Here is a 12,035-nt window from a genome sequence, read left to right on the forward strand (position 1 = left end):
GTTGCTCACGAACTGATTTGAATGTATCCGGTCGGTCACCACGTACGCGTTGCACCGGTGAGCAACTTCGACCCGCGCTCGCGCCAGTGCGGTTCCTTGTCCAACGTGTGACCGGTGATCCGGCGCAGACTGTGAATCACGGACCCGTACATTCCCACCGCATTGGTGGAGAGTTTGCCGCCGGGCGGTTCATCCATGAACGGCATGAACTTGTCGGGGAACCCCGGCATAGTGCACCCGATGCAGATCCCGCCGACGTTGGGACACCCGCCAACTCCGTTGATCCAACCGCGTTTGGGGACATTGCATTTCACGACCGGTCCCCAACACCCGAGTTTGACGATGCACTTCGGTGACCCGTACTCCGTCGCGAACTCGCCCTGTTCGTAGTATCCGCCACGGTCACAGCCCTCGTGAACGGTGGCACCGAAAAGCCACTGCGGGCGCAGGGATTCGTCCAAGGGAATCATCGGCGCCTGGTCAGTGGCCATGTAAAGAAGATAAGTCAGGGTCTCGGAGAGGTTGTCCGGCTGAATGGGGCACCCGGGAACGCACACGATCGGGATGCCCGCCTTCGATTTCCAGGTCCACCCGAGATAGTCCGGCACACCCATCGCACCCGTCGGATTGCCGGCCATCGCATGTATCCCGCCGTATGTCGCACACGTGCCGACTGCGACTACCGCTGTGGCTTTCGGTGCCAGCTTGTCGAGCCATTCGCTCGTGGTGACCGGTTGGCCGGTTTCGCGATTGTTCCCGAAACCACACCAGTACCCTTCGTCGTGAAGTTTCTCGTTCGGTATCGATCCTTCGACAACAAGAACAAAGGGTTCCAGTTCTCCCCGGTCGGCTTTCCAGAACCACTCCAGGAAATCGTCAGCGCCACCCTGCGGTCCGCATTCGAAGTCGATGAGCGGCCAATGAACCGCTACCTGAGGCAGGCCGGGCAACGCACCGAGCGCGATCTCCTCGATACTGGGTTGCGTGGCGGCAGTCAGCGCCACCGAATCACCGTCGCAACTGAGCCCGGCATTGATCCACAGCACGTGGATCAAGGTTTCTTCCGCTTTCGCCGCTGCGCTTCGGGAGGTCGCTGCGCTTTCGGAGGCAGGTTCCGCCGTGGTGCCAGCAGTCGATTTTTGTGTGTCCATGTCAGCCGCTTTCACGGGTGCACTTGCGCCTGATTCTCGGCGCCGCCACCGGCCTGACACGCTATGGCCTCAAAACTCTGTGGCCTCGAATTGCCGCGGCACCGAAACGCTGACGCCACCGGAGTCGAACCTCGGCCCACTTGCGTGGCACCCACTCATTTCATTAACTACCCGAGCAGATCAGTTGTCAACGGCCACCGGAGAAATCGCCGAACGACTACCGATCCACTCGTACCACTCGTCCATGCCCTCACCTGTCGTCGCAGATAAAACAACCACGCGCACAGCAGGATTGAGGATTTTCGCCTGTGCGACACAGGCATCGACGTCGAACTCGACGTATGGGAGCAAGTCGATCTTGTTGATCACGACCAGGTCCGCGACGGCAAAGATGTGCGGGTACTTTTTCGGCTTGTCATCCCCCTCCGGTGTCGAAATTAGGACAACCTTGCCTTCCTCGCCCAGGTCGAAGAGCGCGGGGCACACCAGGTTTCCGACGTTTTCGATCAGAAGCAGCGACTCGTCTGCGGGGTCCAGGGCGCGTAGTGCGCGGTCGACCATCTCCGCGTCGAGGTGACAACCGGCCCCGGTGTTCACCTGGACCACCGACGCACCGGTCTCGCGAATCCGTTCGGCATCGAGGCGGGTTTCCTGGTCACCTTCGATCACTGCGACAGGTCGTTGCCGTTCGAGTTCGCGGATCGTTCGCGCCAGCAACGTCGTCTTCCCCGCGCCGGGCGAACTCATGATGTTGAGCGCCGTGATTCCGCGCGCCCGCATCCACTCACGATTGTGCAGGGCAATGCCGTCGTTCTTGGCAAGCACCTGCTGCTCGAGAATCACAGTGTGGTCGGGGTGGCTGTGCTCATGGTCATACCCGTGACCGTGACCGTGACCCTGTTCCTGCTCGTGTTCTCCGTCTGCGACTACCGACACCCGGGGTCCTGTGGTATCCCCGCACCCACACGTCGCGCACATGCTCAGCTCACTTCCATCGACAGGATCCGCAACTCTCGGCCGGCAAGCACCTCGACATCAGCACTGCCGCATTCACACAGCAAGAACATGTCGGGCGGCGAGAACGTCACGCCGCAGCTTTTGCATCGCGCGCTGGTTGCAATCTGATCGATGTGCAAGCTGGCACCTTCGGCGTGAGTACCCGCAGTGACGACGTCGAAGCAGAACAACAGGGAGTGTGGAACCACCGCGCAGAGTTGCCCTACTTCCAGCCGCACGCTCGATACTCGTCGCTCGCCGGCACGCTCACACACGGCTTCGACCACACTCTGCGCAATAGACAGCTCGTGCACGGTGAAACCCACGATTCGTGATCCGGAAACCTCCCTTCCACGATAAGCACCAACGGTCGGCGTACGGAACCCGTACACGAAAACAGGCTGCGATCCGCAACTAATTGCGGATCGCAGCCTGTGACAGCGTCATTCGTGACGAACGGAAACCTGACGGTTACCCGGCCGCAGTTTGCGTCGTCGTCGTTGTCGTCGTCGCGGTCGCGGTCGCGGTCGGCGGCGCACTTGACTCGACTGAAGTCGACGGCGCCACGGTTGAAGTCACACTCGGCGACGCAGCCGGGGCAACGGATGTCGTCGTCGGAGCCGCGGGAACCGGTGCTGCAGATTCCGAACCAGCGGGTGCGGGTTGTACCGCTGCGGCCGTGGTTGTCGTGGTCTTGGCCGAGTCGGTAACCGAAGGTGAGGCAGCCAAGGCATCGATTGCATTCGCCATTTCTTCGGCGGTCGGCTTCGCCGACGAATCGACAGGCTTGCCGTCCTGAGCCTGCTTGGCCAGATAGGTCAGCCACGCGGCTGCGTACTCCGCTGATGTCAGGGGCTTTCCGTTTCCAACATCCGAATCACGCCAGTAGTCGAAGTGGTGGCCGACGTCCGGACCCAAGGTCAGGCCGTACGGGTCGTTCATGATTACGGGGATCGTGTTCTGGTTCGTGGCGATGAGCCCCACGATTTCCTTGAACAGCTTCTGCGGCAGGTACGCCAACGGCGACACTTCCTCAGTGGAAACCGAGTCCTTCGCGACTGGCTTGGTGGTGGCCTCGCTCGGCTTGTATGCCGGGTCGGACACCTTCAGCAAGACCTGGAGGAAGGTTTCGTCGCTCTGCATCCAGGTGGGATTGCTCGAGATGTCGTTGAACGCGTCGAACATCACGCGTCCCATCACCGTCGCGATATCCATGCCGGTGGCGGGCGTCAGATTCTGAGCTTGCAACTGATCGACGTTGAGCTGCCGACCGACGTTTGCCGCCAGGATCAGGAGTGAAATGTTCTCGGGGGCTGCGCAGGTGAGGTCGCCGTCAGAGCAGAAGGACGCAACCTTGCCCTTCAAGGCACCAAAATCTCCGCTGGTTCCCGGCAGTGCCCCGGATCCGGAAGCGGTGTTCTTGCCGTTCTGATACTTCTCGTTGAAACCGTCAGGATTCGTGTAGGGGTTTTTCGCGCCGGGGAACGGGCCCTCGCCCGCGAGTCGACCAGCGTCGGCGAAGATGACAACACCGACAACATTGTCCGGATTGATGCCGGAGGTACTCGACTCCGAGCCGATGTCCATCGCGACGCGGCGCACGACGTCAGCGCCCTCGCTGTACCCGACAATCGAGAACTTCGTGTTCGGGCACGCGGCGCTGATCGCCTTCATGACAGCGCGCGTATTGTCCGCGCCCGTAGTCACGGCTTCTTCGTAACTGTCCATGTTGGCGGGGTACGCGATGTAGACGGAGGCGTACGAGCCGTCCTTGACCGAACCGGCGGGTGCCTTGAGTACCCCGTCTACCCAGTGGCTGCTGTAGTCGTCTGTGAGCGCCGCCGGCAGGAGTGTCTTTCCATCCGCACCGACGAGCATCTTCGTCGTGCCCTCGACCGGCGTGTCACCGCGACCGGCGACACCGATCCCGACCGTGTCGTGGCACTCGGTGACAGACGCGGTCAACTCGGTCTCGATCGTCTGCGATTGCGGAGAATCCACGGCAACTGCGACCGCGACAAGTGCGGCCACGCCGAGCGCTGCGGGCGCTACTGCACCCGCCAGTATTCGATGTCGCGAAAAGAACCCACGAACCGGCATATCTTCTCCCCAATCAGCTTTTGGAAAACGTACGACCGACCCCCGGGGCGTCACGCAACGTCATTCGAGTAGTCGTCCAGTACGAGATGAGCGTTACAGGAGGTAACGATTTTCCCGGGCGGCTCGCGTGGATTTTCATCTCGTCGCAGGCGCATAAACGCTGCATAACGCCAGCGTGGCGCTACTCCGAGTCGAAAATAATGACCTGTCGGATTGCTTTTCCGTCCGCCAGTTCGTCCATACCGGAGTTGATGTCGTCCAATTCGATTCGCGAGGAGATCAGCTTCTCGACCGGTAGCTTCCCGTCTCGCCACAACTGCGCGTAGATCGGGATGTCGCGAGCCGGGACGGCGGATCCGAGGTAACTGCCGATGATGGTCCGCGCTTCGGCGACCAGCCCGAGAGGTGAGATCGACGAGCGCGCGTCAGGCGCCGGCAACCCGACCGTGACGGTCGTGCCACCCGCTGCCGTCGCAGCCACCGCGGTCTCGAAGGCCCGAGCATTTCCCGCGGCCTCGACGACGATGTCTGCGCGAACGCCACTCTCGGACAGGCCGGACGGTGTGAAGACCTCGGTCGCGCCCAGTTCCAGAGCCTGGGCCAACTTCGACTCCAGTGCGTCGACGCCGATGACGTTCTCGACCCCGAGTGCCCTCGCCGTCAGGATTGCGGCCATCCCGACTCCGCCCAAGCCGACCACCATCACCGTGTCGGCCGGGCGAGGCCTGGCCGCGTTGAGCAACGCTCCCCCTCCGGTCAACACCGCGCAGCCGAGTACGGCTGCAATTTCGGCCGGGATGTCGTCGTCGACGGCAACTACCGACTTGGCATTGACCACCGCATGCGTCGCGAAACCCGAAACACCGAGATGATGTTTGACGTTCTCGCCGGAGCGCCGCAACCGTTGCGCGCCACCGAGCAAACTGCCGTCGTTGTTGGCGGCGCTACCCACCGTGCACGGCATCCGGCCGTCGGTGGCGCATCCCGCGCAGTCACCACACCGCGGAAGAAACGTCATCACGACGCGGGCGCCAACCGACAGCGAATCGACTCCGTCGCCGAGTTCGACGATTCGACCAGCAGCCTCGTGTCCCAGCAACATCGGCACGGGACGCACGCGATTCCCGTCGACCACGGAGAGGTCGGAGTGACAAAGCCCGGCAGCTTCGATCTTGACGAGGATCTCGCCGGGGCCCGGGGATTCGAGATCAAGCTCCGAAATCGAAATCGGGGTCGATTCCACAAAGGGACGCTCCCGGCCGATCTCTTCGAGCACTGCACCACGGATCTTCAACTGCACACCCCGATTTCGATTGTTCGAGCTACTTGCCCACGATCCCGCGTACCGACGCGGGGAGGTCACGAACCCGCTTGTACGGGCCGACGACGGCGGCTGCAAACGGCCTCGTCAAGAGCACCTGCGCCACCTCGAGCACCTCTTCGGAGGTGACTGCGTCGATGGTCGCGAGCGTCTGCGCAACACTGCGATGGTTGCCGTAGTTCAGCTCACTGCGACCGATACGGTTCATGCGTGAGCCTGAATCTTCCAGTGCCAGAACCAATCCGCCGCGCAGCGATCCCTTGGCGCGGGCGATCTCGGCATCGGTGATTCCGTCCCTCGCCACGTTCGCGAGCACCTCGCGGATCACCGTGGCGACCTCCCCGAGGTTCTCCGGCTGACAACCCGCGTACACGGAGAACGCTCCGGTGTCCGCGAAGGTGTCGACGCCGGAATAGACGGAGTACGCGAGCCCGCGCTTCTCCCGAATCTCTTGGAAGAGACGAGAACTCAGCCCGCCACCGACTGCGGCGTTGAGAACCGACAGCGCCCAGCGATGGCCCTCGTGCCGACCGAACGCGCGCACCCCAAGCGCAAGGTGGACCTGCTCGCTGTCGCGGTGGGTCAAGCTCAGTTCAGGCATCGTTCGCAAACGCAGAGTGCCTTCGCGCCGCGGCGCCGGCTTGACCCCACGCTCGAGATGCCCGGCAAATGCACGGCGAGCGAGCGTCACAACCTGCTTGTGGTCGACGTTTCCCGCTACGGCGAGCACCATCCGCTGCGGCGTGTAACGCCGAATATGGAAGGAATGCAACTGATTGCGCGACATCGACTCGATCGATTCGACGCTACCGATGATCGGACGACCGACGGGATGATCGCCGAACAACGCGGTCAGGAACGCGTCGCCGAGCAAGTCTTCGGGATCGTCGTCGCGCATCGCGATCTCTTCGAGCACTACTTGCCGCTCGACGTCGACGTCCGCGGTTCTGCAACGCCCGCGCAGCACGACGTCGGCGACAAGGTCCACCGCCATCGGAAGGTCGTCGTCGATCACATGCGCGTAGAAACAGGTGTGTTCCTTCGACGTGAATGCATTGAGTTCGCCGCCCACACCATCCATGACCTGCGCGATGTCCAACGCTGTCCGTGACGGCGTCGATTTGAACAGCAGGTGCTCGAGAAAATGCGCGGCACCGGCCACACTCGGCTGCTCGTCGCGGGAGCCGACTCCGACCCACACGCCGACGGAGGCCGAACGCACACCGGGGATGAATTCGGTGACGACGCGCAGGCCGCCGGGAAGGACCGTGCGCTGCACTCCCGATTCAGGAGACTTCGCATCGATCGGCGATTTCAGCACAGCGCTGCGGCTGCGCGTGGTGTTGGGGGTGGTCTTTGCCATGAAAAGGTTCAGCAGTCCTCGGTGCAAGTGGTGAATCAGGTATCTACAGGTTCGTGTCTACAGACAGTACAGATGCGGCCCCGCACGGAAATCCGCGCGGGGCCGCATCAGAGTACGAAGTGAGATCTACTCGGAAGCAGCCTCGTCGGCGGCCGGAGCGGCAGCCTCGTCGTTGCCCTCTTCGACCGGGATCAGCGAGATCTTGCCGCGAGCATCGATGTCGGCGATCTCGACGCGGATCTTGGATCCGACGTTGACCACGTCTTCGACCTTGGCAATGCGCTTACCGCTGCCCAGCTTCGAGATGTGCACCAGTCCGTCGCGTCCCGGCAGGAGCGAAACGAAGGCACCGAAGGCGGTGGTCTTGACGACCGTGCCCAAGAACCGCTCGCCGACCTTGGGGAGCTGCGGGTTGGCAATTGCGTTGATCATGTCGATCGCGGCCTGTGCAGACGGTCCATCGGTGGCGCCGACGAACACGGTGCCGTCGTCTTCGATGGAGATGTTGGCACCGGTCTGCTCGGTGATGGAGTTGATCATCTTGCCCTTGGGGCCGATGACCTCGCCGATCTTGTCGACAGGGACCTTGATGGCCGTCACGCGGGGAGCGAACGGGCTCATCTCGTCCGGGGTGTCGATGGCTTCCGCCATGACCTCGAGGATCGTGGTCCGTGCGTCCTTCGCCTGCGACAATGCGCCGGCGAGGACCTGCGACGGGATACCGTCGAGCTTCGTGTCCAGCTGCAGAGCCGTGACGAAGTCCTTGGTGCCTGCGACCTTGAAGTCCATGTCACCGAAAGCGTCTTCGGCGCCGAGGATGTCGGTCAGAGCCACGTAGCGGGTTTCACCGTCGACCTGGTCGGAAACCAGACCCATGGCGATACCGGCAACCGGAGCACGCAGCGGCACACCGGCGTTGAGCAGTGCGAGCGTGGAAGCACACACCGAGCCCATCGAGGTGGAGCCGTTGGAGCTCAGAGCCTCGGAGACCTGGCGAATCGCGTACGGGAACTCTTCGACGCTGGGCAGAACCGGCATGAGAGCGCGCTCGGCGAGTGCACCGTGACCGATTTCGCGACGCTTCGGCGAACCGACGCGGCCCGTCTCACCAGTGGAGTACGGCGGGAAGTTGTAATGGTGCATGTAGCGCTTGCTGGTCTCGGGACCGAGCGAGTCGACCTGCTGCGCCATCTTGACCATGTCGAGAGTGGTGACACCCAGGATCTGGGTCTCGCCGCGCTCGAACAGTGCGGAGCCGTGTGCGCGCGGGATGATCGCAACCTCGGCAGAGAGCGAACGGATGTCCGTGACGCCGCGGCCGTCGATGCGGAACTGATCGCGCAGGATGCGCTGGCGAACCAGCTTCTTGGTGAGCGAGCGGAACGCTGCTCCCAGTTCCTTTTCGCGGCCTTCGAAGTTCGGTGCAACCTGCTCGAGAACCTCGACCTTGACCTCGTCGGTCTTGTCGTCGCGTTCCTGCTTGCCGGCGATTGTCAGTGCGGCATTGAGCTTTTCGGACGCAGCGGCCTCGACGGCAGCAAAAACGTCGTCCTGGTACGCCGGGAAGACCGGGTAGTCACCCGTGGGCTTTGCAGCCTTGGATGCCAGTGCTGCCTGTGCAGCGCACAGGCGTGCGATGAACGGCTTGGCGGCCTCGAGGCCTTCGGCGACGATGGCCTCGGTCGGTGCCTGAGCGCCGTCGGCGATCTTCGCGATGACGTTGTCGGTGGCCTCGGCCTCGACCATCATGATCGCGACGTCGGCGTTGTCACCGCTGCCGGACACGACGCGGCCGGCAACGACCATGTCGAAGACAGCGTTCTCGAGCTGATCGACCGTCGGGAATGCAACCCACTGGCCGGCCTTGTTGTCCTCGGAGACGATGAGTGCAACACGCACGCCACCGACGGGACCGGAGAACGGCAGGCCCGCGATCTGCGTCGACGCGGAAGCGGCGTTGATAGCCACGACGTCGTACAGATCCTGCGGGTTGAGGCTCATGACCGTGACGACGACCTGGATCTCGTTACGGAGACCGTCGACGAACGACGGGCGCAGCGGCCGGTCGATGAGGCGGCAGGTCAGGATCGCGTCGGTGGAGGGGCGTCCCTCACGACGGAAGAACGAACCGGGGATGCGGCCCGCTGCGTACATGCGCTCTTCGACGTCCACCGTCAGGGGGAAGAAGTCGAAGTGCTCCTTGGGGTGCTTGCTGGCGCTCGTGGCGGACAGCAGCATGGTCTCGTCGTCCAGGTAAGCGACGACGGCGCCGGCGGCCTGCTGAGCAAGGCGTCCGGTCTCGAAACGGATGGTGCGGGTACCGAAAGACCCGTTGTCGATCACGGCGGTGGATTCGAACACGCCTTCGTCGACCTCTACTACGGAATTGTCTGTCATTCTTTTCTCTTCACTTCCCTCTCGTCTTCGCCGTACCCGCGCGGGCGTTTCCACCCTCCTGGTGGAAACTGCGCACCGAGGGACGTCCCCCTCTTGAATTGCAGACGCTCCTACTATGCGAGCGATTTCTGCTTCGGGACGTCACGACGTTCGGGCGGCCGTCGATCGAAGTCCGCCGGAACTTTCGGGCACTTGCCCGGTCCGGAGAACCACTACCGACAACCGACACCACGTTCTCTGGTGCATACGGTGTGCTGACTGCGCTCTGCACAACTGCGCATTGGCAAATGTGCATGTGCGCCGACAGCGGAAACTGCCTTGCGGCAGCTAACGCCGAAAGCCAGCGAAGCCCAGTATATGCGTGGCTTCGCCGGCTGACGGAGTGTTCGGCAAACCGAAGCGTGCCGTGTTGCTTTCGATCAGCGTCGTGAGAAAAATCTAGCGACGCAGGCCGAGACGCTCGATGAGCGTGCGGTAGCGAGCGACGTCGGTCTTTGCCACGTACTTCAGCAGACGACGACGGCGACCGACCATCAAGAGCAGTCCACGACGCGAGTGGTGGTCATGCTTGTGGGTCTTGAGGTGCTCGGTGAGATCGGTGATGCGCTTGGTGAGCATTGCCACCTGAGCTTCGGGCGATCCCGTGTCGGTCTCGTGCAAGCCGTACTCGCCGAGAACGACCTTCTTTTCTTCCGTGGTCAATGCCACTTGATTCACTCCTGTAATGACGTTTGCGTGAAAGGAACTAGATCGGGCGCGGCCACCGCAAACCGCAGCACGCACCGAGAGAAGATCCTACCAGCAGTAATGCGGCATATTCGCACGCCCGCAGCGAATGTGGCCGCCGCCACTAACGCGGGGCTCAGCCCACGCTGCGCTCTGCGTCCTCACTCAAGATTTCGCGTGCGCGTTCGACGTCCCGGTTCATCGCCGTGACGAGCGACTCGATCGAGTCGAACTTCTCCATCCCGCGAATCCGCGAAACCAGGTCGACCGCGACATGTTGCCCGTACAGGTCGGCTTCGGTGTCGAGTACGTAGGCCTCGACGGTGCGGGTCCGGCCGGAGAAGGTCGGATTGGTCCCTACAGAGACTGCGGCTTGGTATCGACGACCGGGAACGACGGTTCCGAGTTCCTCACCGGCGCCGAGCACCGTGAACCACGCTGCGTACACACCGTCGGCCGGAATGGCCGAAAACATCGGCGGTGCAACGTTCGCCGTCGGGAATCCCAGCTCGCGTCCACGCTTGTCACCGTGCACGACTACACCTTCGACACGATGCGGACGGCCGAGAGCTTCGGTAGCCGCTTCCATGTCGCCCGCGTCGACGCACGAACGGATATAGGTGGACGAGAACGTCACCGCATGCTCGGCGAGCAGCTGGACGCCGTCGACGGCAAAGCCGAAACGAGCGCCCATCTCACGCAGGAGATCAACGTTACCGAGCGCCTTCTTCCCGAAGGTGAAGTTGTCCCCCACCACCACCTCGGCGACATGCAGGCGTTCGACGAGAATTTCGTGGACGTAGCGCTCGGGCGTCAGCTTCATGAAATCAGCGGTGAACGGCATCACGCAGAAGACGTCGATGCCCAGATCCTGAGCCAATTCCGCACGCCGTTGCAGCGTCGTCAACTGGGCTGGATGACTACCCGGCCGCACAACCTCCATGGGATGCGGGTCGAACGTCATCAACACGCTCGGAACACCACGTTTGCGGGCAGCGGTAACCGCTCTCGCTATCAATTGGGCATGCCCACGATGCACACCGTCGAACACACCGATAGTGAGCACACAACGACCCCAATCGGCCGGAACTTCGTCGAGACCACGCCATCTCAGCACGATTGGCAGCCTACGGGTCCACTAGCGGCGGGTCACGTTCGGACCCGCCCAGCGAATCACCGCTGTGCTGCCGCTCACGTACGGAAGTTCCGGATTTCGTAGCCTAAGCTAAGCGTTGTGGCAGCTCACAAGACCGGAACCTCGGAAGCATCATCGGCGTCGGACAGCGACAACACTTCGGCGCACGACGCGGCAATCGACACGCTCGCGCTCTCGTCGGTGGCTCAGGACTACCTCAAGGTCATCTGGACGATCCAGGAGTGGTCCCACGAACGGGTTTCCACCAAGCTCCTGTCCGAGAAGATGAGCGTCTCGGCCTCGACCGTGTCAGAGGCCATCCGCAAACTCTCGGACCAGGGCCTGGTCGATCACGCCCGCTACGGTTCCATCGCCTTGACGGACAGCGGCCGCGCCGCTGCTGTGTCCATGGTCCGGCGCCACCGGTTGATCGAGACCTACCTGGTTCAGGAACTCGGGTACGGCTGGGACGAAGTCCACGACGAGGCCGAAGTCCTCGAGCATGCCGTTTCCGATTTGATGATCTCCCGGATGGACGCCAAACTCGGCTTCCCCGAACGCGACCCACACGGTGATCCCATTCCCGCCACCGATGGTTCGGTACCGACTCCCCCTGCCCGACAGCTCAGCGACTTCGCCAACGGCGAACGGGGCCGCGTTGCCCGGATCTCCGATTCCGATCCCGAAATGCTCCGGTACTTCGATTCCGTCGGCGTCAGTCTCGATGTCGAGATCACCGTCGAGGAGCGCCGCGATTTCGCCGGTACCGTATCCGTGCGACTCGGCGACAGCCCGAACACCATCGACTTGGGAAGCCCAGTCGCTCAAGCAATTTGGCTTGTCTAA

General features: G+C 62.6%; 10 protein-coding genes. 1 reads left to right on the forward strand and 9 read right to left on the reverse strand.

Going from position 1 to position 12,035, the window contains the following annotated elements:
* Positions 1–35: 35 nt before the first annotated feature.
* From ACFWEM_RS11385 to ACFWEM_RS11425, 9 genes are all read right to left on the reverse strand, one after another.
* Complete coding sequence (locus ACFWEM_RS11385) at positions 36–1,151, reverse strand: hydrogenase expression protein HypE (protein WP_378449942.1); 1,116 nt, start codon at positions 1,149–1,151, stop codon at positions 36–38.
* A gap of 180 nt (positions 1,152–1,331) precedes the next feature.
* A complete protein-coding gene (hypB, locus tag ACFWEM_RS11390; RefSeq protein WP_378533580.1) occupies positions 1,332–2,129 on the reverse strand; it encodes a hydrogenase nickel incorporation protein HypB in 798 nt (265 codons plus the stop codon).
* Between the two features lie 2 nt (positions 2,130–2,131).
* On the reverse strand, positions 2,132–2,461 hold the full coding sequence (gene hypA / locus ACFWEM_RS11395) for a hydrogenase maturation nickel metallochaperone HypA (protein ID WP_283303994.1): 330 nt from the start codon (positions 2,459–2,461) through the stop codon (positions 2,132–2,134).
* 157 nt (positions 2,462–2,618) lie between these two features.
* A complete protein-coding gene (locus ACFWEM_RS11400; protein WP_378533582.1) occupies positions 2,619–4,247 on the reverse strand; it encodes a cutinase family protein in 1,629 nt (542 codons plus the stop codon).
* Positions 4,248–4,428: 181 nt separating this feature from the next.
* Positions 4,429–5,541: an alcohol dehydrogenase catalytic domain-containing protein gene (locus ACFWEM_RS11405; RefSeq protein WP_378534538.1), complete on the reverse strand. Its 1,113-nt coding sequence runs from the start codon at positions 5,539–5,541 to the stop codon at positions 4,429–4,431.
* Positions 5,542–5,569: 28 nt separating this feature from the next.
* Complete coding sequence (locus ACFWEM_RS11410) at positions 5,570–6,931, reverse strand: M16 family metallopeptidase (protein ID WP_378533584.1); 1,362 nt, start codon at positions 6,929–6,931, stop codon at positions 5,570–5,572.
* Between the two features lie 126 nt (positions 6,932–7,057).
* Positions 7,058–9,328: a polyribonucleotide nucleotidyltransferase gene (locus tag ACFWEM_RS11415; protein WP_378533586.1), complete on the reverse strand. Its 2,271-nt coding sequence runs from the start codon at positions 9,326–9,328 to the stop codon at positions 7,058–7,060.
* A 438-nt stretch (positions 9,329–9,766) separates the two neighbouring features.
* Positions 9,767–10,036 (reverse strand): 30S ribosomal protein S15, encoded by a 270-nt coding sequence (gene rpsO / locus ACFWEM_RS11420; RefSeq protein WP_003942254.1) that lies wholly within the window; start codon positions 10,034–10,036, stop codon positions 9,767–9,769.
* A 154-nt stretch (positions 10,037–10,190) separates the two neighbouring features.
* Positions 10,191–11,171, reverse strand: coding sequence for a bifunctional riboflavin kinase/FAD synthetase (locus ACFWEM_RS11425; protein ID WP_283303848.1), 981 nt, complete (start codon positions 11,169–11,171; stop codon positions 10,191–10,193).
* Between the two features lie 117 nt (positions 11,172–11,288).
* Between ACFWEM_RS11425 and ACFWEM_RS11430 the strand changes: the two genes are divergently transcribed.
* The gene (locus ACFWEM_RS11430; protein WP_283303847.1) at positions 11,289–12,035 is read left to right on the forward strand and encodes a metal-dependent transcriptional regulator; all 747 of its coding nucleotides are present in this window, start codon (positions 11,289–11,291) and stop codon (positions 12,033–12,035) included.

It is taken from the genome of Rhodococcus sp. NPDC060176, from assembly GCF_042728675.1.
Lineage (GTDB): Bacteria > Actinomycetota > Actinomycetes > Mycobacteriales > Mycobacteriaceae > Rhodococcus_F.

Bases quoted from the DNA above. Each gene is read 5' to 3' on its own strand.
- ACFWEM_RS11385 (WP_378449942.1), bottom strand. From the start codon at position 1,151: ATGGACACACAAAAATCGACTGCTGGCACCACGGCGGAACCTGCCTCC.
- hypB (WP_378533580.1), bottom strand. From the start codon at position 2,129: ATGTGCGCGACGTGTGGGTGCGGGGATACCACAGGACCCCGGGTGTCG.
- ACFWEM_RS11400 (WP_378533582.1), bottom strand. From the start codon at position 4,247: ATGCCGGTTCGTGGGTTCTTTTCGCGACATCGAATACTGGCGGGTGCA.
- ACFWEM_RS11410 (WP_378533584.1), bottom strand. From the start codon at position 6,931: ATGGCAAAGACCACCCCCAACACCACGCGCAGCCGCAGCGCTGTGCTG.
- ACFWEM_RS11415 (WP_378533586.1), bottom strand. From the start codon at position 9,328: ATGACAGACAATTCCGTAGTAGAGGTCGACGAAGGCGTGTTCGAATCC.